A 25,248-nucleotide genomic window follows, 5' to 3' on the forward strand; every position below is an offset into this window, starting at 1 on the left:
TTTTTGTCAAAATATGCGTTAAATTCGCTAGCTCTTTTTTATAGCATCGCCGCCTAAAATTTGGGCTATTTTGCTAACCGCGCCTTTTATCTCGCTAGCGTTGCTAAATTTATTTATATTTACGACCGCGATGCCGGCGGCTTCTAGCTGGGCTCTTTGATTTTCGTCAAATATCATACCGACGGGCCCAAAAACTACCTGCGTATTTGAGGCGATGATGCTCTCAACACTGCTTGTTAGCGAGCCGCTGACGTTATTCATCGTTTTTATTTTAGGAAAAATTTTACTCATCATTTTTGGTAGCCGCACTGCGCCCGAGATGATTTTATCTTCACCCGTTAGCATCGCGCTCATCTGCGTAAAAGCCCCTATCATCGGCGTTACGCGCTCTACACTATCAGGGATTTGCACCTCTTTGCCGCCGTCGTCCACGACGATACGTGCCTGCAAAATACAAACCACCAAAAACAAAACCGCCAAAATCTTTCTCATTTTTTCTCCTTAAATGATCGGAACGCAGGAATAAACGCTCCTACCCTCGATCTCGTTTTTTACTACTCTTATATCGGCGCCATATGCGAGCCTTAAATTTTCATCCGTTATCGCTTCGCTCGCGCTGCCGTAGATGATATTTTGCTCTCTTTTTAAAAGCACGACCTTGGCGTCAATATAAAAAGCATGCTCGGCAAAGTGCGAAGTCATGATGATCTTATGTCCGTTTGCCGCTAGATCTTTTACTGCTTTTAGGATTTTTATCTGATTGCCAAAGTCCAAATTTGAAGCGGGCTCGTCGAGCATAACGGCGTTTGCTTCTTGCGCTAAAGCTCTTGCGATCAAAACCATTTGCCTCTCGCCGCCGCTGATATCGGTGTAAATTTTATCCGCAAATTCGCTCATTACTAGCATCTCAAGCTTTTGCAGGGCCATCTTTACGTCCTTTGCGCTTGGATTTTCAAAGGCTCCGATATATGGCGAGCGCCCCATCAAAACGACGTCTAAAACTTTAAAAGCAAAGGGCGGCGTGTGAGCCTGAGGCACGTAGCTAATGATCTTTGCTCGCTCTCTATCGCTTAAAGCGAAAAAATCTCGCCCGTCTGCTAAAATTTCTCCACCAAATGGCTTTAAAAATCCCAAAATCGTCTTAAAAACGGTTGTTTTTCCAACTCCATTTGGTCCTAACAAGCATAAAATTTCTCCGTCTTTTAGCCCTGCGCTAAAATCCTTTACGACTAGCTTTTTGCCGTATCCGCAGCTTAAATTTTTTATCTCAAATTTCACAGCCAGCCCTTTTTGCTTTTATAAAGCAAGTAGATAAAAACGGGTGCGCCGATGAGCGAGGTGATGATGCCAAGGGGTATCTCGCTAGCCATAGCACACCTTGCGATCGTATCTACTATCAGCAAAAATAGCGCGCCGATTAGCATTGAAGCCGGCAAGAGGGCGTTAAAATTTGCCCCCACGATAGAGCGGGCGATGTGAGGCATAATGAGTCCGACCCAGCCTATGATACCGCAAAAAGCCACGCTAGAAGCCGTCAGCAAAGTAGAGGCGCATATGATGATAAAGCTGTAAAATTTGACGTTTACGCCCATGGCCTTTGCTTCTTCTTCGCCAAACGCCAAGATATTTAGCCTAAATCTAAGTAAAAACAGAGGCACCGAGCAAAACGCCGTGACGCCTAGCATATAAAGGACGTTTTGATATCCTCCGGTGCGAGCTAGACTACCCATCAGCCAAAATGTAATCTCGGGTAGTTTGTTTTCGCTATCTGCTAGAAATTTTAAAAGCGAGCTAAAAGCGCCGAAAAGCGAAGATATGACGACGCCTGAGAGCACCATTATGATGACGTTTAGCTTGCCTCTAGCTATAAGTTGGCTTAAAAAAACCACCGCAAAAACGGCGGCTAGTCCAAAGCCAAAAGCCATTAGCGAAACGTAAAGCACGGGCAGGGAAAGGATGATAGCGATACTGGCGCCCACCGCCGCGCCGCTAGAGACGCCTAAGATATCGGGAGAGACTAGGGATTTTTTAAAAAGCCCCTGATAGACGGCGCCGGCTGCAGAAAGAGAGGCTCCCACCAGCACTGCAAAGGCAATGCGAGGAAGTCTGATTTGCGTTATTACGGCGTGAGCTTGCTCGTTTGACGGAGGCGAGCCAAACAACAATGATTTTAAGCTAGAAAAAATTTCAGCCGCACCCAAACCGTATCTGCCAAGAGTCAGAGAAGCAAAAACACAAACTATTAGCACGATCGTTAAAACAGCAAAAAGGGCTTTATTATTCAAATCTTACCTCACTTACGTCGTACCACATGGCGTAGCTTTTCGTCGCTCGGTAAAATTTAACCCCGCTACCATCTTTTACTAGCCATTTATCTACGTTTTTTCTATAAATTTTCTCTTTTTCTTTTGGGATATCGCCGACGAATTTTAAAAATTCGTAAGCCTCGTCTTTACTCGTAAAGCTCTTTTCGTAAACGGTGTCAAATATCCGTACGTTTACGTTTGCGCCCAGATCGTAAAGCATATTGAAAGTAACGTTGTAGCCAAACATCCTCGGGTTTTCGTTTATAAAAGGCGGACGTTTTGAAGCTCTTTCGTCGATGCCCGCAAGCAAATCCATCCAAATTTCTCTAAGGCTTGGATAGTCCTCCAAAAAGCTAGTTATGCATACGTATTTTTTTGCTGCGTCGTTTAGTTTTTTTATATCGCCAAGACCGACCGAACGCGAGGCGACGACGATATCGTGCTTGCCGATCACGTCCAAGGCGTCGCTATCTAGCCAGCTTTTTTTCATAAAATTTATATTTTTTATGCCGGCGTTTTTGGCGTTTTGCTTGCAAAATTTAAGCATCTCTCCAAACGCATCAAGCGCGGTTAGGCTTTTAGATCGCATAGCCATCGGTATACTGAGGCGTCCCGGTCCGCAGCCGACGTCTAGCACGCTATCTTTATCCGTGATAGGCAAGGCACCAGCTAAAATTTGCGCGCTACGCTTTTCAAGCTCGGCCATGCCGTTATACATCTGGGCTACTTTATCCCAATCAACCGCACTTCCGCCGGCTCCATCTCTAGTCATAGGTGCAAATTTAAGCTCCCTAATCGCCTGCCAGTTTAGTAGTCCTTGCATTTTTTCTCCAAAAAATAAGTTTTTAAATTTGAAGCCAAAGCAAAATTTGACCTTAAATTTAAAAGTAAAATTTAAACGGCGGCTAGATGCTAACCGCCGCTAAATTTAAAAGTAAAGTATTGGGAAATGAGCCTCTAAAATTTAACTTCGGCCGAGAGCATAAACGTCCTGCTCTGTCCCAAAAAGATACTTGTACCCGCGCCCGTCGTAGTTCCGTCGATATTTGATGGGAACATTCCGACCCAGTACTTTTTATCAAAGACGTTATTTACGTTAAATCTTAGCGTAGTTTGCTTGCCTAGCCACTCTTTTGTTACGTAGCGGATGCCAAGATCTGCGGTAAAGTATGCAGGCACCGCGTTTACGTTGCGCTGATCGGCGTAGCGTTTGCCCGTGTAGTGTAAATTTGCGCTTAGGGCTAGCTTGTTTGTATTTGGCACGACGTAGTCAAAGAGTAAATTTGACTGAACTTTGGGTTCGCCGACTGCGATTTTGCCCTGCGCATAAGCTTGTTTTGCTTTTTTTAGCTTAGGCTGTATTAGCGCGACGCCGCCCATTACGCTAAGATCGCTCGTTATCTTGCCTCCTGCGGTAAATTCCATGCCTCTATTTACCTGCTCGCCTTGGATACTATATTCGTTGTTGTCGCCTAGATAGGCTATAGGCCGTCTTATCTCATAAAGCGCCGTAGATAGGTTGATATCCTCTATCCTAGCTTTTGCGCCGATTTCGTATTGTTTGCTTCTAAACGGCTTTAAAACGACCGTTTCGCCGTATCTTGGATTGGTTCTTTCGTAGGTGTAGCTTGAGCCTGCTTGCAAGCTATCTGCGTAAGTGAAGTATAAGCTTACGTTTTCGATAGGGCGATAAATAAAGCTCGCAGCATAGCTAGTGCCGCTCTCGTCGTACGTTTTTACGCCCGTTTGCTTGTTTTTGTTCTCAAAGTTGCTTCTAGCCGCGCTTAAAATGACGCTAAAGTAGTCGTTTAGCTTGATATCGTCGGCGATGGTTAGGTTTTTCATAGAGTCTTGGCTATTTTTATAAGCTCCGCTACCTTTTGTTACGTGCGGATTTGAAAATGTTTTTGGATTATACAAATTTGAGTTGCTCAAATTTGCTCTTCCGCCGGCGATTTTTGCGCCGTATATCGTCCATATATATATCCGTTTGCCTGCACGCCGAAGTTGTGCTCTACGCCAAATGTTTCAAACTCTGTCGTAGCTTTAGCAAACCAGCTTTGCACATCAAACCTGCTGACAGCACCATTTCCGCCGCTAGCCGCTACGCTAAAATCGCCGTTTTGATTCGTAAATGTTTTGCTCGTACCGTACATATCGCGGATAGCTTTTTGCCACTGATAGCCGCCCTCAAAATACCAACTCTCAGTCGGCGCGTATTTAAATTTAACGCTAGCGGTCGTTGTTTTTAGGTTGCTTCCCGCCCACTCTTGCTCTAGGCCCGCTTTCGTGTTTTTAGCAGCATCCGGAACGGCGAAGTTTAAAGCGCCGTTTCTGCCAGGCACTGAAAAGCCGCTGGGTATTCCAAGCATTTTGTGTTTGTAGTAGCTAAAATTCGTCTCGATGGTAAAATTTTCGGTTAGATAAAAATCAAGGCCAAGGCTAGCTAAATTTCTTTCGTAGTCGCTATTTTTAGCTTGCTTTGCGCCGTCGCTCTTGTAAAACACGCCTCGGTAGCCGACGTACTGAAATCTATCCGAAGTATCCCAGCCTATACCGAAATTTGACCTACTCGTATAATCAGCCCAAAACGTATTTGAAAACGGTATCGGGCGCTTTCTAGTGTAGTTAAAGATGCCCGCAGGGTCTTGTCCACCATAAAGCGAACCTGCAAGGCCGTTTTGTATCTGAAGACCCTCAAACATATACATAGGTATAGCCGTAGTAGAAACCGAGTAAAAGCCGTCCCAAAGTACGTTACCGACGACTGAGCCCTGAAAGCCGCGAGTCTGCGGACGGCCGACCTCGATGCCGCCCCTGGTTTGGATTTGCGCTGAAGGGAAGTACTTCACCGTATCCTCAAAACCGGCTACACCTTGGTGATTCATCGCCTCGATCGACATCGTGTTTACTTGATAAGGCATATCAAGCACCTTTTTGCCCGCTAGCGGACCGCTGGCGGCGCCCTTGTTTAGTATGCCTTCGCTAATACCGCTCTCGCTGATATTATCGCCGACGCTATTTACTTCGACCCCCTGAAGCTTGACCGTCTCGGCCGCATTTGCTTGTACTGCAAATAGTGCTAAAACCGCGCACGCGGCGACTGAAATTTTAATTTTCATCTATACCCCTTTGTAAAGTGTATTAAAATATTTATTTTTATATTTAAATAAGCCGATATTACATCTTATTGCCTTAATATGCAATTTATCTATAATATATTTTTTAAATTTAATAAATTTATGTTTACTTTATGGGCATCTTAGGTTAAGTTTTTGTTTTAGTCAAAATTGAGCGGATAAATACATACGAAGGCGCTAAATTTGAAAGCGTTATTGCGAGATAATTTTATATCAAGAAGCGTTGCAAATTTGAATGTAAAGCAATAAAGTAAAGTATCGCGAGACGGCTTTAAGGCGTGAAGAAATTTTCTACCGAAGATAGAACGCGTAGTTTATCGATGGAGAAAATTTCTGGCTCCCTTAAAGACGCTCGCGAGGCAAGCTCTAAATCAAACTAAAATTTGACTTCGGCCGAAAGCATAAACATCCTGCTTTCGCCCAGGCTTAGTCCGTTAGCTACGCCAAGAACGCTAGCGCTGGTGCCTGCGCCGTCGGCGCTTGCAGGATACATGCCCGCCCAGTATTTTTTGTTAAATACGTTATTTACGTTAAAGCGCAAAGTGGTTTGTTTGCCCAGCATAGCGCGGCTAACGTATCTCACGCCAAGATCCGTGACGAAAAAGCTAGGCGTAGCCTGCGTGTTTAGATCGTCGATGTACATCTTGCTCGTGTAGTGGAAATTTGCGCTAAACGCGAGCTTTTCGGTATTTGGCACTACGTAGTCAAATAGCAAATTCGAGTTTAGTTTAGGTACGCCGTTTACGACTTTGCCGTTTGCGCCTTTTAGTAGCGGATCTTTAAATTTAGAGTTTATCAGCGTAAATCCGCCTAGAACGCTTAAATTTGACGTGATTTTGCCGCCGCTCATAAACTCAAAGCCCGTATTTACCTGCTCGCCTTGGACGTCGTATCTGCCGTTACCGCCGACATAGGCGATAGGGCGCTGTATCCTAAACACCGCCGTGCTAAAGTCGATTTCGTTTATGCGAGCTTTGGCGCCTATTTCGTATTGTTTCGAGCGATACGGTTTTAGTACGCTGGTCGTGCCGTCGGCGTTCGTGCCGCTGCCGCCTTGTTGCAAGCTATCGGCAAAGGTAATATAGGTGCTCACGTTTTCAACCGGTTTATAAACCAAGCTCGCGCCGTAGCTAAGGCCTGATTCGTCGTATTTGGTCACGATAGGTTTTAGCTGTCTTTGCGTAGCGGTTATGGCCGGGCGAGTGCGCTCTTTGATCCAGCTGTTTGAGAGGCTTAGTAGCAAGCTAAAGTTATCATTTATCGTGATATCATCTAGCACGGAGATATTTTTCATATCGGTCGTACTGAGTTTATATAAATTTGAGCCTTTTTTAGAGTTTGGATGCGGGAAAACTTTAGGATCGTTGATGTTTGCCGAGCCCGCTTTTGTAGTCGTGCTTAAATTTGAGTAGCGATATTGCACATATCTATATCCGTTTGCCTGCACGCTAAAGTTATGGTTTAGCCCCCAAGTATCAAAGTCCGTGACCGCCTTTAGATAGCCGCTAGGTAGATCAAATCTATACGCCGCGGTCGCTCCGCCGCTGTGATAGGTATCGTAGTTGCCGTTTTTATCGGTGATTCTGTTTACGACGCTGTGTATATGGCGATCGGCTCGCTGGAACTGATATCCGCCCTCGAAATACCAATCCTCGCTAGGAGCGTATTTAAATTTAGCGCTAGCCGTCGTCGTTTTTAGATTCATACCGCCGTATGGCTGACCAAGTCCGGGAGTTTTGTTATCTACGGGATCAGGTAGCTTTAGGTCGTTTCTGATCATGCCGTCTTTTACGTAAAGCGCAAAAAGTCCCGCAAATCCGTGAGTGTTGTGCTCGTAGTAGCTAGCCGCAGTCTCAAACGTAAGCGACTCGGTCGGATAAAACTCGAGCGTGAGACTGGTTAGACGGCGCTGGTAGTTGCTGTCTTTTACTTGTTTTGCGCCGTCTGAGCCGTATACGACCGCGCGATAGCCCACCTTGTCAAATTTCATCGAGCTATCCACGCCCACGCCAAAGTGCTCTCGCGAAGCGTAGTCCGCCCAGATGCTGTGCTCGTTATCTACCGGGCGTTTTCTAGTGTAGTTAAAGACGCCGACAGGATTTTGCGGGCCGTAGAGCGAGCCGGCAAGACCGTTTTGTATCTGCAAGCTCTCAAACATCGCCATCGGGATCGCGGTAGTCGAAATAGCGTAAAAACCGTCCCAAAAAACATTACCCACGACGCTACCCTCAAAGCCGCGAGTTTGCGGACGACCGACCGTGGTGCCGCCTCTCATCTGAACCTGCGCGGACGGGAAGTATTTCACCGCCTCCTCAAAGCCGGTCACGCCTTGGTGATTCATCGTTTCTTTTGTGATCGTGCTTATCTGATACGGGGTATCTAGCACCTTTTTGCCGGCTAGGATACCGTTTTGTACGTTTTTGGTTAGGATGCCTTCGCTAATACCGCTCTCGCTGATGTTGTCGCCGACGCTGTTTATCTCGACGCCTTCTAGCTTAACCGTATCTGCGGCATTTGCTTGCGCTGCAAATAGCGCCAAAACCGCACATGCGGCAACTGAAAATTTCACTCTCATTTAGACTCCTTATTGGTTTTATGCTAAATTTGCATAATGCGTGTATGTTACAAATTATTTACTTAATACCAAATTAAAATTTTATATTTATATAATTTATATTAGTATATTTTTGATTTTTTCAGGACTGTTTTTTGAGATAAAATTAAAATTTTTAAACATCCGATTAACATCTTTGTAAGCCATATTTAAGTAGAATCACCCCTTAAATTTAACTCGGGAAAGGGAAAAATGCAGGCGGATAAGTGGATATTTTACTCTTGCGTCGCGCTCATTACTATCGGCATAGTTTTTTCGCTCTCCTTGCCCGTTTTTACCGTGCTTTTCTTTAACTACGAGCCTTACCATTTTTTCATCAGACAGCTTGTCGTTGGGGCGATCGGTATATTTTTGATGTGGGGCATCTCGCGGCTTGACCCTGACAAATCCATGGTCTGGATCGGCTTTTGTCTATTCGGCTTTTGCGCTATCGCTATGGGAGCCATGCATGCGCTGCCTAGCTCGCTAGTCACCGATGCGGGCGGAGCCAAGCGCTGGATACGCTTGCCGGGCTTTTCTCTAGCGCCGGTGGAGTTTTTTAAGATCGGTTTCGTTTACTTTTTGGCATGGAGCTTTGCGCGCAAGATAGATGAGAGAAAAAAAAGCTTAAAGCAGGAATTTAAGCTCATTTTGCCTTATATATTTTTGTTTTTGATCGCCGTTTATCTTATCGCCATCCTTCAAAATGACCTTGGCCAGGTCGTAGTTTTAGCGCTTACGCTTATAGTTATGATGCTTTTTGCCGGTACTAGCAAGCGGCTTTTCGTCATCGGTATGGCGGGAGCTTCAGTGCTTGCTTTTGTGGCTATTTTCACGTCTGAACACCGAATTTTACGTATAAAATCATGGTGGGGCACGGTGCAAAACATGGTCCTTTCACTTATGCCGGAAAATATGGCAAATATGTTTCGCGTCGAGGGCGTGCCCGAGCCCTATCAGATATCGCACTCGCTAAACGCCATAAAGCACGGCGGATTTTTCGGCGAAGGGCTGGGAGCTGGCGTGTTTAAGCTCGGATTTTTGAGCGAAGTGCACACGGACTTCGTACTTGCCGGTATCGCCGAGGAGGTCGGGGTGCTCGGGATACTTATCATCACGTCGCTTCTTTTGATTTTGCTTTTCCGTATCTTTCGCGTCTCCTCAAGGAGCGAAAATAAAGTCTATCACCTCTTTACGCTCGGCGTCGGGCTTCTCATCTCGTTTTCGTTTATCATGAACTCATACGGCATCACCTCGATCACGCCTATCAAAGGCATCGCCGTGCCGTTTCTAAGTTACGGCGGCAGCTCGATCCTAGCGCTTTGCATAGGGGTCGGCATGGTGCTGATGGTGAGTAAAAAAGTAAAAGATTGAGCTTAAATTTGACTTGCGGCATGGTAAGGAAAATTTAAGCACTTCAAATTTAAAAGGCAAGGAGTAAAATTTGACGTCTGAAAATTTAAGAGACAAACAAATTTCGGCTGAAATTTCGCCGTCAAATTTGACTAGCGACGAAACCCAAAACAAAGCTTTAGGCAGTCTGCAAAACGGCACTATCGTTATCTGCGGCGGAGGCACGGGCGGACATCTAGCCGTCGCAAAAGCTCTAAACGAGGAGCTAGTTTTGCGCGGATGCAGGACGATATTTGTGGGCTCTAGTAGCGGCCAGGATAAGATGTGGTTTGAAAACGGCGCCGCATTTAGCGAGAAATTTTTTCTGCCTAGCAGCGGAGTCGTAAACAAAAAGGGGCTCGGCAAACTTTTTTCGCTTTTTAATATCCTAAAGTTAGCCTTTAAATGCCGAAAAATTTTTAAGACTTATGCCGTAAAAGCCGTCGTTAGCGTGGGCGGATACAGCGCAGCGCCTGCAGCATTTGCGGCGATTATATCGCGCACGCCGCTTTTTATCCATGAGCAAAACGCCGTGATCGGCAACCTAAACAAGCTCTTAAAACCGCTCGCAAAGGGCTTTTTTAGCTCGTATTTTAAGCCTGTGTTTAGCTATCCCGTAGCGGAGAGATTTTTTAGCTCGGCTAGGCTTCGCAGCGAGCTAAAAACGGTGATATTTTTAGGCGGTTCGCAGGGCGCGGCGGCGATAAATTCGCTAGCCTTAAAGCTGGCTCCGATTTTTAAAGAAAAAGGCGTAAAAATCATCCATCAATGCGGCAAAAACTCGCTTGAGAGTTTGCAAGAGGAGTACAAAAAACTAGGCCTTGCTGGCGAGGAACTCGATCTTTTTGACTTTGATCCTAAAATAGAGCTCAAAATAAGCCGCGCCGATCTGGCGATAAGCCGCGCAGGGGCGGGCACGCTATGGGAGCTCACGGCAAACGCGCTGCCTAGCGTATTCGTACCTTACCCTCACGCCGCAAATAACCATCAGGTCTTTAATGCTAAATTTCTAGTGGATCAAAATTTGGCCAAATTTTGCTTTCAAAAAGGCGGCGATATCGATGCAGACGAGATGCTAAATTTGATAAATGAGATGGATATATCGCGAATTTCAAGCAAGCTTTCTAGGCAGATAGATAATGGCGGTGCACGAAAAATAGTGGATGAAATTTTAAAAGATATTTAAAATTACGGCAGAGCGTTAAATTTAAATATCTTTATTTTTCAAATTTGAAAATTAGTTTATAAAATTCGCTTTCAACTCTCGCAGCTCGTAAATCAGATAGTGATACACGAGCTCGCCGGTTTGCAGACTTTGACCGCTAAAAACCGGTTCTATCATCGCCGCAATCTTATCACAAACGCTGATTATCTCGGCTAAAAGGAGCTGATCGCCTCTGCTTTTTGCTAAAAAACCGAGTAGAGTAAAAACTTATACGCCATCTTAAACTCGCCCAAAATTACGTTTGAGACGATACCGGCCTGCATTTTTAGTAGTTTATCAAGTCGCGATTGTGCTCTCGGCCAGTTGCGTCTTTACGGCGCGCGGACGAGTCGTGTCATTATTAAAAAGGCTTCGCCTTTTGTATTTTTGCATGATGGCGCTTTGAACTTGCAGGAGCTCGGTTATATCTTTGATATTTTTTGCGGCGACTTTGAGTTTGCGATTTGCCATTATGCGAGAGATAGGCGCTGATGTTGGCATAGTACTCCTCGTTGTCGAAAACAGCCGAAAAAGTATCCGATAGACTTTATCTTTTACTCTTTGACTGAGCTTGTCAGAGCGCTAAACTGCACGACGCTTATGATCGCTTCTTGCGGCTTGATATCCATTTTTCAAGTTCGTTAGGCTTGTTTTTTGGTATTTATATCGCCAGAGACGAGAGTATCTTATATCTGTCCTCGCTGAAGTTTATGTACCAACTCGTCGTAGCTGGCGCCGGCGCCGGCTAAAATTTGCCTCAGTAACTTGCTTGAGGCCTCCATGCCGCCGCTTTTTTCGGCCTCAAGCAACCGTCTATATACGCCCTCGATAAATTTGACCCCATCCGGGTTTGGCTTGCGGCGGACGGAGTAGTAACCGATGATCTCGCCGTTAGCATCTAGCGAGGCCGTAATATTGGCAAATACCCAGTAAAAGCCGCCGTCAAAGCTCTTGTTTTTAACGAACGCAAAAATCTCCTGCTTTGCCTTTATGCGCTCCCACAGCAGCTTAAACACGATGCGCGGCATATCTGGGTGTCTGATGATGTTGTGCGGTTTATGTAAAAGCTGCTCTTGCGTTGCGCCGACGATCTTTAAAAACGGCTGATTGCAGTAGGTTATCCTGCCTTTTACGTCGGTTTTTGATACGATAAAATCTTCTTCTTTTACGAAATATTCTTTATTCTCGTTCACTTCATACCTTAAATTTTTCGGCAATTATAACCAAATATTACGCAAATATAGCTTACTGGCCTTTTTAAATTTAGCATTCGGCGGGCGCGGCAAATGCCTATTAAATCAAATTTGACGCCGTAAATTTAAGGGTAGGGCGAGCGGATTTTGCTATGTAGATTTGAGTGAGATTTTGAAAAAGCTCGGCGACAAATTTAACTCCGCCGCCGAATCGAAGTAAAATTTAAGCCCAAAAAGGCTTAAATTTAGATCGCTTTTAGCAAAATTTTAGTTAGCTTTTTGCTAAACGCCGACGGATCGTCGATCGCGACGCCTTCGTTTAACTTAGCCATATCTAAAAGTAGCTCCGCCGCGTCATAGATCATTGCTTCGTTTTGAGATAGTTTTTCAAAGAGCTCGTGCTTTGGATTTATCTCTAGTATTGGTAAAATTTTACCCGCACTATGCCCCATCTGCTTTAGCATCATCTGCGTAGCGTAGTCGGGATCGTTTTTATCGTAGACGATGACGGCGGCGCTTTCGCTTAGGCGCGAGCTTAGCTTCACGTCCTTGACCTCGTCTTTTAGTATCTCTTTCATCTTGGCTAGCAGCGCGGCGAATTTGCCCTCGTCGGCTTCGCTTTTTTCCGGCTTGATCTCGGCGTCGATATCGGTATGATTTACCGCTTTTATCGGTGTTTTATCGTAGTCTTGCACCATCGGCATGACGATAGAGTCTATCTCCTCGTCCATGATGAGCACTTCTATCCCTTCAGCCTTAAAGCTCTCTAAAAGTGGCGAATTTCTTAGCATCGTTTCGTTATTTCCGCTGATGTAGTAGATTGATTTTTGACCGTCTTTCATCACGTCTTTGTACTCTTTTAGGCTGACTAGTCCCTCGCGTTTGCTTGATTTAAAGAGGCAAAGGTCTAAAATTTGCTCCTTTTCGCTGCTAAATCCGTAAAGCCCCTCTTTGATAACCTTGCCGAATATTTTATAAAATTTGACGTACTTTTCCCTGTCTTTTTCTTTTAGCTTGGCTAGTTCGCCCAGGATTTTCTTGACGCTTTGCTCCCTTACGCTGCGCATTATGCTGTTTTCTTGCAGGATCTCGCGGCTGACGTTTAGCGGTAGATCCTCCACGTCGATGATGCCGCGGACGAATCTAAGATACGGCGGAAGCATCTCTTTGGCGTCGTCGCTGATAAATACGCTTTTGACGTAAAGTTTCACGCCGCTTTGATAGTCCACGCGAAATAGATCAAAGGGCTCTGACGCAGGCACGAAAAATAGGGTAGTGTACTCAATCTTACCCTCGGCTTTGGTATGCACGTAGAGCAGCGGATCTTCGCTATCGTGCGAGATTTGCTTGTAAAAGTCGTTGTAGTCGGCGTCTTTTAGCGCGCTTTTACTCATTTTCCAGAGCGCCGAGGCCTTATTTATCTGCACGTTTTTGGTCTCGTACGAGCCCTCTTTTTCGCCCTCTTTAGGCGGCACGTACTCTTCTTTATCCGCAAATATCGGATACGGGATGTGGTTGGAGTATTTTTTGACGATGTTTTCTATGCGGTAGGACTCGGAAAACTCATCATCTTTTAGATAAAGCGTGATCGAGGTGCCGTGGCTATCTTTTTGCGCAGGCGAGATCTCGTAGGTTTTGGCATCCGAGCTCCACATGAAGGCCTCTTCGCCAAGCGCTTTTTTGCTAACAACTTCGATCTTATCCGCAACCATAAACGCCGAATAAAACCCGACGCCAAACTGCCCGATAAGCGCGCTATCTTTTTTAGCTTGGCCGCTTAGTTTGTCTAAAAAGCCTTTCGTACCGCTTCTAGCGATGGTACCGAGGTTATTTATTAGACCCTCTTTGTCCATGCCGATGCCGTTATCGCTGATTGTTAGCGTCTTTTTTTCTTTATCTATTTTGATATCGATTCGCGGAGAGTAGCTTAGACTTTTGTATGCGTCGTCCGTGAGGCAGAGGTAGTTTAGTTTATCCAGCGCGTCGCTTGCGTTTGAGATAAGCTCGCGCAAAAATATCTCTTTGTTTGAGTAAAGCGAGTGTATCATCAAATTTAACAGCTCGTTTACCTCGGTCTGAAATTCAAATTTTTCGCTCATTTTTTCGTCCTTTGTTTTTAAAATTTTTAGCAGATTATAGCACAAGGTGCTAAGAATATCTTTAAACTTGATACGAATACTATCAACTAATCTAAAATTTGTTTCTCAAATTTGACTCGCGGTAAAAGGTTAAAATTAGTCAAATTTAGGATTTGGATTTTTGGGTTTTTAAATTTGGGTACTAAATTTGAGCTTAAAAAACTTTGGCAGTAAGTTTAAAATTTGATTTTAAACGCAGCCGGCAAATTTTGGATTTTGATTTTTTAAAAGCGGCTAAAATTTAAGCTTCAAAACCTCCGTCGCTTCGTAAATTTTCGCCTTTTTTCTTAAAAATTCACACTCATCCGCCAGCTCACAAAGTCCGTTTTCTAGTAAAAACTCTATCGCCATAGCGTTATCAAGCGCTAAATTCGTCTCTATAAAAAAATCTAAGCCCGCTTTTGTTAATCTCTTTTAGGCTTTTCAATTCACAGCCTCGCCGAGCTTTAAAGTAACGCTGTTTTTATGGACAAAAGAGCGCATATCGACCACGATTTGCAGCGCTATTTCGCTCATATCGGCGTTTAAGCTAAGTAGCTCTTTAAAAATCTCAAAGCCGTCCGTGCCGTAAATGCAGATTAAAACAAATTTATCGTTCGCGTCCGCTCCGTGCCTAACCAGGAGCTTTACGAGGCGGATGACGTCCGCTTCGCTAAGCTTGGACTTTTTTACTGAGGGAAGCGGCATCAGTAGCAAAGCGGAGTTGAAAATAGGGCTAGTAACGGCAGTTTTGTAGTTTAGATCGGGCTTAAATTCTAGTGCTTTTTTATCCGCTCAAAGTCGATTTCGCCGGCATTGTGCATCTTGGCATTAAAGATAAAAGGCGTAAAAAGGCGGTGCAATACTCGCCCGTTTCATCGTTTACACGGTGCGGATTTTGCCGCAAAAAATCTAAAATTTGATCAAGCCCGAAATCTATCTGCTCACTCGTAGCGTTTTCGTCGTAGAAAACCCTAAAATCAGGCACGGATTTTAGCTGCTCGCAAACCTCGACCACTTCATCTTACTCTAGCGCAAAAAGCGGCACAAATAAAAAGAGTAGAGCGAGTGGCAAAAATAGTAAAGAAATTTTCATCATCCATCCTTAAATTTACATACGCTTTGGTAAAATTTGAGTTTAAATCCAGCAGTCTAAATTTGAAGCGGCAAATTTAACTAGGGTCGTCTTGTTTAAATTTGCCCTTAAATCTAACTTCATGTCGCTCGCTCGCCGCATTATGCTATTTGACTTCGTTTATTAGCTTTAGACTCTCTTTTGCGTCATAGTGAGTTGCGTACTTTTTAAGATTTTCGCAAGATATTTGTAAATTTTCTTGCTTGCAAACGCCGTTTTTTAGCAGAAATTTAACCATATCCTCGCTATCTAGGATCGCGGCTAGTTTCGTAAAAATTTCCAGCTCTTTAGCCTCAAATTCGCTAAGCGGCTTAAATTTTAGCAGCTCCTCGAGATAGCGCATTTTATCGCGGTAAAACTCTGTAAATTTGGAGGTTTTCGCAAACTGCCTTATTTTTGGATCAAGAGGAGCGTTTGCGATCGGCGAAGCGCCGTTTTGCCCCATAAAGATAGCTATCCCACCAGCCACGCAAAGCATCACATCTTTGTCGTCTCGCGCGCCTTTGCTAAGAAGGTGGCTAAAAATCTCGAACGCTTCGGTATTGCAAGCCATGTGCAAAAGTTCGGGCGAGCCGATATCTGCACCGTTTGCTAAGAGTAGGTCGATGAGGCGTATCGTTTCTTTTTGATCAAATTTATATCCGCCATTAGGATCTATGCCAAGCGCAATAACCGCGTCAAGAGGGGTGAAAATCATAAATTTGTAGTTTAGATCCGGCTTAAATTTGAGTACTTTTTTTATGCGTTCAAAGTCGAATTTGCCCGTTTTTATGATTTTTACGTTGTAGATAAACGGCGAAAAAAGGCGGTCGTTAAATTCGCCAAACTCATCATTTACGCGGTGCGGGTTTTGCGATAAAAAATCTAAAATTTGATCGAGCCCAGCGTCTATTTGTTTGTTCGTAGCGTTTTCATCAAAAAAGATCTCAAGGTCTGGCTCAGGCAAATTTGAAGCGAATAAAATTTGAGTTAAAACCATAAAGATAACTGCGAGTTTTTTCATAAATCCTCCTAAATTTACAGTTTTTACGAGGCAGTCAAATTTGGCTAGCGGATTTAAGGGCTAAATTTGCTCGCGGTAAATTTGACTAAATTTCAGGTTAAATTTACGCGCGAGGCAAATTTGCGGTAAAAACAGGCGTTTAAATCGCCACTTTTTGCCTCTCGTTATCTAGCGTTTCTTGCATTTTAGCTCTTGCGTTTTCTAGCCACTCAGGGTCGGCGGTGTCGACGAGATCTAGGCAGATGATTTTGATTTTGCCGTTTTTAAAGCTAAAATTTTTCACATCCAAGATGTCCGAACCCGTGATCACGATGGGCTGGATTTTTAGATTTAGCTTGTCGGCGATGATTTTCGCACCGCCTTTAAACGGCAAAAGCTCCCTTGAGTGCGAGCGCGTTCCCTCGGGGAAAATCGCCAGTACGCGCCCCTTTTCGACGCGGTCTTGCGCGTCTTTTACGAGCTTGATGAGCGAGCGTTTATTTTCGCGCTCGACCGAGATCATTTGCGGTATGTGGATGATCTGGCCGATCACTGGTAGATCGGCTATCTCTTTTTTGGCGATCCAGCAGAGATTTTTAGGATAGACTTCCTCTAAAACGACGATATCTAGCATGCTTTGGTGGTTCATGATGATCATATTCGCGCACTCGTCGAAGTTACCGACGACTTCGAGCGAATAAAATCCAAAAAGCCGCTGGCTCCTACCCCAAATTTTTCTCACGCCGTGAATGTGCTTTTTAAAAAGCCACATAAAAAATACGACCAAAAGTATACTGATGAGAAACTCGACCGCGAAATACGCGGCCTTTATCCTAGAAAATATCATCTTTTTTCACCCAACCTATCTTGCCGTCGTCTAGCAAAATTTTGACATAGTCCTCGCGCTCGCCGAGGATCTCGATCTTTTCCTCCGCTTTTGAGGTATAAAATACGCTCGAGTTTTGCGTAGGCAAAATTTTTACGTTTATGTTTTGCCTTAGCGTCGCGCCGCCAAACGGGTTGTAGCTATAAAGGATATAGGCTCCAAGGCCGACCACGACGACGAGAAATATTGCGTCGCGCTTAAACAAAAACGTAATCAAAAATATACCAAAAAGCGCGTAAGCTCCGATATTTTTGTAAATTTCAAATTTACTTTGCTTTGGATTTAGCCCGATTTGCGTGCTGATCTCGTCATCCTCGACGACTACCGGGAGCGAAAAGCTCACGAAATCTTTTTTAGCCAGGCTAAAGTAGTTAAAATCTATCGAGGTTTTTTCAGGCGAAAATATCGCGAAATAATATCCGCTTTGCGCGTCAAATTCGCCGCTCGTGGAGTCTACGCCTTGTTTGATGATGTCCTTATCCTCGATGAAAAAGTCCGCGATATTGCCTTTTTGCGCGTTTACTTCGACGATCATGATGAGATTTTTATCGTCGAATTTATTGGTTTTATATTTTTTGACTTCGAGATTTTGAGCAACGACGTGGTTGTATTTCTCGCCGCTTTTTAGCGCTACGATTTTTGGCAGCGAAAGCGTCAAATTTGCCGTCTGGAAAAACTCGCCGTTACGCTTTAAATTTACAGTGATTTTGGGATTTTGCACGGCCTCGGCGGAGGCCTCGGCGTAAATTTGAGCCTTGTAAACCCCTTTGCCATCGTTATCCCAGCGCAAATTTGAGCTTAGCCATTTTAGGTTTTCGGTTTCTGGCAAGATAGTTTGCAGATCAACGGCGATGTTATCCTGGATATCGACCGAGAGCGTAAAGCTAAAAATTTGCCCGACGTAGACTTGCTTTGGCGCGTTTAAAGCCTTGATGATGATGTCGTTTGGCTGCACGCGCTCGTAGAGCTGGCTGTCTTTTAAATTTAGCTCTGGCTCGTTGGTGGGTGCGATATTTTGCGGGATAGGTTGACGTAGATGCGTACCGCCTTGGTTGCTTGAGGCTTGGCTTTGCGCTACGGGAGCTCTATTTTGCGTAGCCGTACTTTGCGTCTGGCTTGGAGTTCTATTTTGTGCACTTGGTGCTTTGTTTTGTAAATTTGGCTTTTGCGCGGGCGTTTGGGGAGCAGACTTGATTACTTTTTGACTTTGCTCGTCGCCCATCATGTCAAACACACTAGGCTCGGTCGCCGTGCAAGCTAAAACAAATATAGTAAAAAAGGCTAAAAAGGGCTTTAGCAAACTAGCCCTTTTAGCATCTTTAGTCCATCATCCGTACCTAAAAATTTCTCGCAGGCGCGCTCGGGGTGAGGCATGAGGCCGAATATCTTTTTATTTTTATCGCAAATTCCGGCTACCTCGTCGACCGAGCCGTTTGGATTTAGCTCTGCGCCGTTTGCGTCGCAGTATTTTAGCAGTACCTGATCGTTGTCGTAGAGGCCTTTTAGCGTCGCCTCGTCGGCGTAAAAGTTTCCCTCGCCGTGAGCGATCGGGATGTTTACGATCTCGCCGACGCTCAAATTTGATAGAAATTTATTTGCGTTTGAAACCACTTTTAGATAGTGGTATTTTGAGATGAAGCTTAAATTTTCGTTTCGTCTCATCGCGCCCGCGAGTAGTTTTAGCTCGCACAGCATCTGAAAGCCGTTGCAAATGCCAAGCACGTATCCGCCTTTTTGCGCATGTTTTACGACTGCACTCATCGCCGGGCTAAATTTAGCGATAGCCGCCGTGCGTAGGTAGTCGCCGTAGCTAAATCCGCCCGGAAGTACGATAAGATCGGCATTTATCTCGCTTTCTTTGTGCCAGATTATCTGCGTCTGGCAACCCAAAAGCTCAAAAGCGTACTTTGTATCTTGCTCGCAGTTCGTGCCTGGAAACAAAACGATGGCGACTTTCATTTTGCGCTCTCGCATTTATCGTTCAAATTTATCTCGTAGTCCTCAATGACGGTGTTTGCGAGCAGTTCTTCGCACATTTTGGTGAGCTCCTTGCGCGCTTCGTCTTTGCTTGCGGCACTTATATCCAGCACGATTTGTTTGCCTATTCGTACGCCGCTTACGTTATTAAATCCAAGCGAGCCGAGCGCGTGCTCGACTGCCTTTCCTTGCGGGTCTAAAACGCCATTTTTTAGGGATACGTTGATGATAGCTTTCATTTTAAACCTTAGATAAAATTCTTTTTAAAACTTCTTCGTAGGCGACTTTTACGCTGCCAAGATCCTGACGGAATCTGTCTTTATCGAGCTTTTCGTTCGTAGTAGCGTCCCAAAAGCGGCAGCTATCGGGGCTAATTTCGTCTGCTAGCAGGATATTTCCGTCTTTATCGACGCCAAATTCGACTTTAAAATCGACTAATTTTAAGTTTCTGTCTGCGAAAAATTTAAACAAGATAGCGTTTATCTCGCGACCCATATGTTTTAGCCTATCAAGGTCGTTTTCGCTCTTAACTAAGCCCATGATTAGACAGTGTTCGTCATTTACGAGCGGATCGTGTAGGTCATCGTTTTTGTAGTAAAACTCTACCAATGGAAACGACAAAACCGTGCCTTCTTTTATCGCAAGGCGCTTTGTTAGCGAACCGGTTGCGATATTTCTCACGACCACTTCAAGCGGGATGATTTCACATTTTTTCACGAGCTGTTCGGTGTCGCTTAGGGTTTCGACCAGGTGGGTCGGGATACCTTTTTCTTTTAAAAGATGAAAAAGCTGCGTCGAAATTTTATTATTTAACGCGCCTTTGCCCGCTTCATTGCCTCTTTTTTGCGCATCAAAGGCGGTTAAGTCGTCTTTAAATTCCGCTATTAGCAAGTTCGCATCGTCCGTTGCGAACATCTTTTTTCCCTTGCCTTCGTAGATCAGCTCTTTTTTTTGCATTTTTGCACTCCTTATTTTAGCTGTAAAATTTTGATCGCGTCAATCGCCGATTTTAGTTGTATATCGTCGTTTACGTTAGCCTCGGTTATTATGGTTTTATTATCTGTGATTTTCGTAGTATTTTTGTCGCTATTTGCGTCTATTTTACTCAGTTCGTTGGTTAGGTGTTTTTTTAGTTCGCTCTCTTTTATAGAAAAGGCATTTTCGTCATGCTGAGGCACTTTACCCGGAAATACGACGATATCAGGTTCCACGCCCGTTGCTTGTATAGTGCGGCCGCTAGGTAGGTAGTAGCGCGCTATAGTTAGGCGGATGGCCTCTTTGTCGTCTACGGGTAGGATGATCTGCACGCTGCCTTTACCGAACGTCTTTTCGCCGATAACGACGGCTCGTTTGTGATCTTGTAGCGATCCGCTCACGATCTCGCTCGCGCTCGCGCTTCCGCCGTTAACTAGTACTGCAAGTGGTAAATTTGTGATTTTATTTGCTCTTGCGGCTTTAAATTCGCTATTTTCGCTCTCGTTTCTACCCTTTTGAGATACGATCACGCCGCTATCTATAAACAAATTCGTCAGTCCGACCGCTTGGTTTAAAAGTCCGCCCGGGTTGTTTCGAAGATCAAGGATGATGCCTTCTGCTTTTGGATATTTTTTGATAAATTCCTCGGCCTTTTCGGTTACGTGCTTGTCAAAATTTGTCACGCGAAGATATAGGATGTTGTCTTTTTCGATCATCTTTGCGTAAACGGACTCGACTGAGATGATGTCGCGCACTAGCTTGACGTCAAACGGCTTTTGCTCGCCTTTTCTCACGATGGTTATCGTGATAGGCGTCTTTGGTTTGCCGCGCATTTTATTAACAGCTTCGTCTATAGTAGTGCCTAGAGTCGCGTTGCCGTCGATGCGCAGGATGATGTCGCCGCTTTTTATACCGGCTTTATCCGCAGGCGTATTTTCGATAGGCGAGATGACCGTTAGGGCGCCGTCTTTCATGCCGACGGTTATACCAAGACCGCCAAATTCGCCGTTTGTTTGCACCTGCATATCTTTAAACGCCTTTTCGTTTAAAAATCCCGAATGCGCGTCAAGGTTGTTTAAAAGCCCCTCTATGGCCTTATCCACGATCTCTTTAAACTGTAAATCATCAACATAATATTTCTCGATAGTAGAAATGGTTTTTGTAAGTTTAGAGAGCGATTGCAGTTTGGAATTCGATCCGTCCTCGGTGGCTTTAGCATTTAAATTTGCGCTAAAAACCGCTCCGAATATCATCGCGCCCGCAACGCTTGAAAACAAAAACGTCTTTTTTTTATTCAAAGTTAATCTCCTGCCTTTTGAGTGGGGGTATTTTAGTTAAATTTGCCTAAAAATAGGATAAAAGATTTAATAAAATTTAATTTTATTTCGTAAGTATTTATATTATATCACTTAGATAACTTGACAATAATCGACTAAAGTTATATAATACGCCCATTATAAACTAAAGGAGAAAAAATGGCGAATTTAGGCGAAAATTTAACCGCACAAATGCAAGAGCTGGTAGAAAAGGGAGTCGCGCTAGCGATACACGCGAAAAATCCGCAAACCTTTCCGCTTCATTTGCTTTGGGCGCTAGCCGCAGATAGTAGCTCGCTACTAAACCAAGTCTTTAACAAAATGAACGTCAGCAAGGAAGCGGTGGAACTTGAAGTAAAAAGCAAAGCTGCACAGCTACCTACAAGCTCAAACGTCAGCAAGGAAAACGTGCAAATTTCAAGAGAGCTCATAAACTCTCTTGAAAGCGCAAAAGCTCTGATGGTGAGCCTAGGGGATAGCTATATCGCGGTAGACACGTGGATTATCTCGGCGCTTGAGCTGCCTGAAATTAAACAAATTTTAGGCAAATTTACAGATGTTTTAGAAATCCGCAAAAATTTGGAAAGCATTAGAGCAGGGCGCAAGATAGACAGCCAAACCGGCGACGAGACGCTAGATAGTTTGGAGAAATACGGCATCGATCTAACTGCAAAGGCGCTAAATAAGGAGCTCGATCCTGTCATCGGGCGCGATGAAGAGATCACGCGCATGATGCAAATTTTAATAAGAAAGAGCAAGAATAATCCTATTTTATTAGGCGAGCCTGGCGTGGGTAAAACCGCTATCGTCGAGGGTCTAGCGCAAAAAATCGTGGCAAAAGACGTGCCGACTAGCCTAGCAAACAAACGAGTGATCGCGCTTGATATGAGTGCGCTGATCGCGGGCGCGAAGTACCGCGGCGAATTTGAAGACAGGCTAAAAGCCGTCATAAACGAGGTAAAAAGCGCCGGAAATATCATCCTTTTTATCGATGAGATCCATACTATCGTGGGCGCGGGAGCTAGCGAAGGCAGCATGGATGCGGCAAATATCCTAAAACCCGCGCTTGCTAGAGGCGAGCTGCACGCCGTGGGCGCAACGACGCTAAAAGAGTACCGCAAGTATTTCGAAAAAGACGCCGCGTTGCAACGCCGCTTTCAGCCTATCGACGTCAAAGAACCTAGCGTAAACGAAGCGCTTCAAATTTTACGCGGGATAAAAGAGCGCCTCGAGGTGCATCACGGCGTGACGATCACCGATAGCGCGCTGGTTGCGGCGGCAAAGCTAAGCGACCGCTATATCTCAAACCGCTTTTTGCCCGATAAAGCGATCGATCTCATCGACGAGGCCGCAGCCGAGCTAAAAATGCAGATAGAAAGCGAACCCTACGAGCTAGCTCGCATCAAACGCGAGATCGTGACGCTGCAGGTCGAAAAAGAGGCGCTAAAAATGGAAGACGAGGCCAAAAACGCGGCGCGTCTAGCCGAGATAGAAAAGCAAATCGCCGATCTAAACGAGCAAAAACACGCCCTTGACGGTAAATTTGAAAACGAAAAGGCGGTTTTTGGCGGCATATCAAAAGCAAAAAAAGAGATAGATAGCCTAAAAAGCGAGGCCGAGATAGCGCGTAGAAACGGCGATCTGCAGCGCGCGGCCGAGATAGAATACGGCAAAATTTTAGAAGCAGTCAATCGCCAAAAAGAACTTGAAAAAAAATGGGACGAGATGAAAAAAAGCGGCGTGCTACTAAAAAATCAGGTTGATGAGGAGCTGGTGGCCGAAATACTAAGCAAATGGACGGGAATTTCGGTCAGCAAAATGCTAACTAGCGAAAAACAAAAATACCTGATGATCGAGGAGCATTTGCGAGAAAGCGTCGTCGGTCAGGATGCCGCGCTGCACGCGCTAGCAAGAGCTATCAAGCGAAACAAGGCCGGCCTAAACGAGGGCGCGCGTCCGATCGGATCGTTTTTGTTTTTGGGGCCTACGGGCGTGGGTAAAACGCAGTCGGCGAAGGCTTTGGCTAAATTTTTATTTGACGACGAGCGCGCGCTCATACGCTTTGATATGAGCGAATACATGGAAAAGCACAGCGTCTCTCGCCTGCTCGGAGCGCCTCCTGGATACGTGGGTTACGACGAAGGCGGACAGCTAACCGAAGCCGTGCGCAGACGCCCGTATAGCGTCATACTTTTTGACGAGATCGAAAAGGCTCACAAGGACGTGTTTAACGTGCTTTTAGGCATCCTAGACGACGGGCGGGCGACTGATAATAAGGGCGTGACGGTCGATTTTAAAAACACGATCATCATCCTCACGTCAAATATCGCGTCAAATTTCATCATGGATCTAAAAGGCGAGGAGCGCGAGCAAGCGGTTAAAAACGAGCTTAAAAACTACTTTAAACCCGAGTTTTTAAACCGCCTCGACGACACGATAATCTTTAACCCGCTTGATGAAGACGGGCTAATAAAAATCGTAGATATAATGTTTAAAGAGCTTGAAAAAACGCTGCAAAATCGCGGTATAAAGGCAAGCCTAAGCGAGGAGGCAAAGAAATTTATCGCAGGTGCGGGCTTTGACATCGTTTACGGCGCTAGACCGCTTCGCCGCGCACTCTATGAGCTAGTCGAAGATCCGCTAGCCGATATGATCCTACGCGACGAGCTTGAAAGCGGAGATGAGATCGTAGTCGGAAGCGATAAAGAAAAAATAACGATCTCTAAAATTTAAACCAAATTTACGGTCGCGTTTTTAGCGCGGCCGTTTTCATCTCTCGTCAAATTTCTTAAATTTAACCGCGCAATTATCTTATATTATATAGACTGCTCAAATTTGAAAACAGCATATTGACTCGCAAATTTAGCAAGCTCGCGTGCCGTTAGCCGCCCGAGTCAAATTTGAAACCGCTCAAATTTAGCGCCTATTCTCCGCTTAGCTCCTCGGCTACCTGCGCGGCGAGCTTTAGCTTTTCGCTATCAAAATGCGTGTAAATTCGCGAGGTGTTTAAGCTCGCATGCCCGAGCGCTTCCTGCACTAAAACGAGATCCTTTTGCTTTTTATAAAGCATCGTGGCAAAGGTATGACGCAGCATGTGAGCGCCGTTTTTTTCCTTACGGATGCCCGCTTTAAAGAGGATCTGCTCGACGATGCGGCTCACGTAGGCCTGCGTTAGGCGCGTGCCTTTTTTATTGATAAAAAGATAGCCTTCTTTATTTATATAGTTTATCGCGATCGCGTCCAGATGGGCTTCGATAAGGCGGCGCTTTATCATGACGACGCGGTATTTGTTTCCTTTGCCGTGGATTCTTATGACGTAGAGCTCGCCGTCCTCGGCTATATCTTTGCGCTTTAGATTTAGCGCCTCGCTCACGCGGATGCCGGTGAAAATGATAATTTTGATGATGAGCTTGTTGCGATTGGCGTTGCTTTTAAACTCCGCGTTTTCGATCGCTTCCAAAAATCTCTTGACCTCATCCTCGCTCATAAATTCAGGCAGTTTTTGCCCGCGCGCTCCGCCCACGCCGCCCCAGTTTTTTAGCCCGATGTCAAAGACGTGCGCCTTGCCGTCCTCTTCGTTTTGTTTATCCAAAAATGCGAAAAAATTTATCGCGCTTATACGGTAGTTTTTCTTGCTCGCGTCGCTTAGCCCGCCCGTGACGCTAGCTAGCACCTCGCTTAGCAGCTCTTCGTCGATCTGTTTTAGGCTCTCTAGCTCGTAAAATTTGAGCGTCTCGTAAATTTTTTTAAGCGGATTAAAGTAGGTATTTATACCCGTTAGCCCCGCGTTTCTAGCTGATTTTACGAGGCCGTCTAGCTGGTCGATATTTTTTATCTCGCGGCTTAAAGCAAAATTTACGCTTGCTAGCGCCTTTGGGTCGCGAAGCTCTTTGTTTGAGAGCGAGCTAAGCTTAAATTTGACATAACGAGTCAGCCAAAATATAAACGAGTTTTCAAAACTATCCTTGCAATCAAGAGCGTATTTCAAGATATTTTCCTTAAATTTATAAAAATTTGAAAAGCATTATAACC

General features: G+C 44.9%; 23 protein-coding genes. 3 read left to right on the plus strand and 20 right to left on the minus strand.

Annotation, left to right across the window (positions count from 1 at the left end; genetic code table 11):
• Positions 1–27: 27 nt before the first annotated feature.
• The 7 genes from Q0394_RS11660 to Q0394_RS11690 all read right to left on the minus strand — a co-directional run bounded on the left by Q0394_RS11660 (position 28) and on the right by Q0394_RS11690 (position 8,021).
• The gene (locus Q0394_RS11660) at positions 28–492 is read right to left on the minus strand and encodes a hypothetical protein (protein ID WP_298947845.1); all 465 of its coding nucleotides are present in this window, start codon (positions 490–492) and stop codon (positions 28–30) included.
• Between the two features lie 9 nt (positions 493–501).
• Positions 502–1,278, minus strand: coding sequence for an ABC transporter ATP-binding protein (locus Q0394_RS11665; protein WP_298947847.1), 777 nt, complete (start codon positions 1,276–1,278; stop codon positions 502–504).
• A complete protein-coding gene (locus Q0394_RS11670; protein ID WP_298947850.1) occupies positions 1,275–2,285 on the minus strand; it encodes an iron ABC transporter permease in 1,011 nt (336 codons plus the stop codon). Before Q0394_RS11670 ends, Q0394_RS11665 begins: the two co-directional genes overlap by 4 nt.
• Positions 2,278–3,129, minus strand: a complete 852-nt coding sequence (locus tag Q0394_RS11675) for a class I SAM-dependent methyltransferase (protein ID WP_298947852.1) — start codon at positions 3,127–3,129, stop codon at positions 2,278–2,280. Before Q0394_RS11675 ends, Q0394_RS11670 begins: the two co-directional genes overlap by 8 nt.
• A 134-nt stretch (positions 3,130–3,263) precedes the next feature.
• Positions 3,264–4,241 (minus strand): TonB-dependent receptor, encoded by a 978-nt coding sequence (locus Q0394_RS11680; RefSeq protein WP_298947854.1) that lies wholly within the window; start codon positions 4,239–4,241, stop codon positions 3,264–3,266.
• Complete coding sequence (locus tag Q0394_RS11685; RefSeq protein WP_298947856.1) at positions 4,238–5,428, minus strand: TonB-dependent receptor plug domain-containing protein; 1,191 nt, start codon at positions 5,426–5,428, stop codon at positions 4,238–4,240. Before Q0394_RS11685 ends, Q0394_RS11680 begins: the two co-directional genes overlap by 4 nt.
• A gap of 394 nt (positions 5,429–5,822) precedes the next feature.
• The gene (locus Q0394_RS11690; RefSeq protein WP_298947858.1) at positions 5,823–8,021 is read right to left on the minus strand and encodes a TonB-dependent receptor; all 2,199 of its coding nucleotides are present in this window, start codon (positions 8,019–8,021) and stop codon (positions 5,823–5,825) included.
• A gap of 231 nt (positions 8,022–8,252) precedes the next feature.
• Here Q0394_RS11690 and Q0394_RS11695 point away from each other — a divergent pair, with 231 nt between their 5' ends.
• Together Q0394_RS11695 and Q0394_RS11700 are read left to right on the plus strand one after the other, a co-directional pair.
• A complete protein-coding gene (locus tag Q0394_RS11695; RefSeq protein ID WP_298947860.1) occupies positions 8,253–9,413 on the plus strand; it encodes an FtsW/RodA/SpoVE family cell cycle protein in 1,161 nt (386 codons plus the stop codon).
• Between the two features lie 181 nt (positions 9,414–9,594).
• Positions 9,595–10,617, plus strand: a complete 1,023-nt coding sequence (locus tag Q0394_RS11700; protein WP_298947885.1) for a UDP-N-acetylglucosamine--N-acetylmuramyl-(pentapeptide) pyrophosphoryl-undecaprenol N-acetylglucosamine transferase — start codon at positions 9,595–9,597, stop codon at positions 10,615–10,617.
• A gap of 315 nt (positions 10,618–10,932) precedes the next feature.
• On the opposite strand, the gene Q0394_RS11705 is transcribed toward Q0394_RS11700, so the two are convergent.
• The 12 genes from Q0394_RS11705 to Q0394_RS11760 all read right to left on the minus strand — a co-directional run bounded on the left by Q0394_RS11705 (position 10,933) and on the right by Q0394_RS11760 (position 21,198).
• Positions 10,933–11,136, minus strand: a complete 204-nt coding sequence (locus Q0394_RS11705) for a hypothetical protein (protein WP_298947862.1) — start codon at positions 11,134–11,136, stop codon at positions 10,933–10,935.
• A 185-nt stretch (positions 11,137–11,321) separates the two neighbouring features.
• Entirely contained in the window at positions 11,322–11,828 is a 507-nt protein-coding gene (locus Q0394_RS11710) for a PAS domain-containing protein (RefSeq protein WP_298947863.1), read from the minus strand.
• 245 nt (positions 11,829–12,073) lie between these two features.
• The gene (gene htpG, locus Q0394_RS11715; RefSeq protein WP_298947864.1) at positions 12,074–13,927 is read right to left on the minus strand and encodes a molecular chaperone HtpG; all 1,854 of its coding nucleotides are present in this window, start codon (positions 13,925–13,927) and stop codon (positions 12,074–12,076) included.
• Between the two features lie 462 nt (positions 13,928–14,389).
• Positions 14,390–14,653, minus strand: a complete 264-nt coding sequence (locus tag Q0394_RS11720) for a hypothetical protein (protein ID WP_298947865.1) — start codon at positions 14,651–14,653, stop codon at positions 14,390–14,392.
• 79 nt (positions 14,654–14,732) lie between these two features.
• A complete protein-coding gene (locus Q0394_RS11725; RefSeq protein ID WP_298947867.1) occupies positions 14,733–14,963 on the minus strand; it encodes a hypothetical protein in 231 nt (76 codons plus the stop codon).
• A gap of 223 nt (positions 14,964–15,186) precedes the next feature.
• The gene (locus Q0394_RS11730; protein ID WP_298947868.1) at positions 15,187–16,083 is read right to left on the minus strand and encodes a hypothetical protein; all 897 of its coding nucleotides are present in this window, start codon (positions 16,081–16,083) and stop codon (positions 15,187–15,189) included.
• A gap of 139 nt (positions 16,084–16,222) precedes the next feature.
• The gene (locus tag Q0394_RS11735) at positions 16,223–16,909 is read right to left on the minus strand and encodes a lysophospholipid acyltransferase family protein (protein WP_298947870.1); all 687 of its coding nucleotides are present in this window, start codon (positions 16,907–16,909) and stop codon (positions 16,223–16,225) included.
• Complete coding sequence (locus tag Q0394_RS11740) at positions 16,896–18,248, minus strand: SH3 domain-containing protein (protein WP_298947871.1); 1,353 nt, start codon at positions 18,246–18,248, stop codon at positions 16,896–16,898. The genes Q0394_RS11735 and Q0394_RS11740 overlap by 14 nt, the downstream gene beginning before the upstream one ends.
• On the minus strand, positions 18,242–18,907 hold the full coding sequence (gene purQ / locus Q0394_RS11745) for a phosphoribosylformylglycinamidine synthase subunit PurQ (protein ID WP_298056810.1): 666 nt from the start codon (positions 18,905–18,907) through the stop codon (positions 18,242–18,244). The genes Q0394_RS11740 and purQ overlap by 7 nt, the downstream gene beginning before the upstream one ends.
• Positions 18,904–19,164 (minus strand): phosphoribosylformylglycinamidine synthase subunit PurS, encoded by a 261-nt coding sequence (purS, locus tag Q0394_RS11750; protein WP_298056812.1) that lies wholly within the window; start codon positions 19,162–19,164, stop codon positions 18,904–18,906. The genes purQ and purS overlap by 4 nt, the downstream gene beginning before the upstream one ends.
• A gap of 1 nt (position 19,165) precedes the next feature.
• Positions 19,166–19,882 carry a phosphoribosylaminoimidazolesuccinocarboxamide synthase gene (purC, locus tag Q0394_RS11755; protein WP_002947778.1) on the minus strand — a complete coding sequence of 239 codons (717 nt, stop codon included), beginning with the start codon at positions 19,880–19,882 and terminating at the stop codon, positions 19,166–19,168.
• Positions 19,883–19,893: 11 nt separating this feature from the next.
• Positions 19,894–21,198 (minus strand): S41 family peptidase, encoded by a 1,305-nt coding sequence (locus Q0394_RS11760; protein ID WP_298947873.1) that lies wholly within the window; start codon positions 21,196–21,198, stop codon positions 19,894–19,896.
• A 177-nt stretch (positions 21,199–21,375) separates the two neighbouring features.
• On the opposite strand from Q0394_RS11760, the gene Q0394_RS11765 reads away from it, so the two are divergent.
• Positions 21,376–23,949 (plus strand): AAA family ATPase, encoded by a 2,574-nt coding sequence (locus Q0394_RS11765; protein WP_298947875.1) that lies wholly within the window; start codon positions 21,376–21,378, stop codon positions 23,947–23,949.
• 190 nt (positions 23,950–24,139) lie between these two features.
• Here the strand turns inward: Q0394_RS11765 and Q0394_RS11770 are convergent, their stop codons facing one another.
• Positions 24,140–25,204 carry a tyrosine-type recombinase/integrase gene (locus Q0394_RS11770; protein WP_298947878.1) on the minus strand — a complete coding sequence of 355 codons (1,065 nt, stop codon included), beginning with the start codon at positions 25,202–25,204 and terminating at the stop codon, positions 24,140–24,142.
• Positions 25,205–25,248: the final 44 nt, after the last annotated feature.

Source organism: uncultured Campylobacter sp. (assembly GCF_938039205.1).
GTDB lineage: Bacteria > Campylobacterota > Campylobacteria > Campylobacterales > Campylobacteraceae > Campylobacter_A.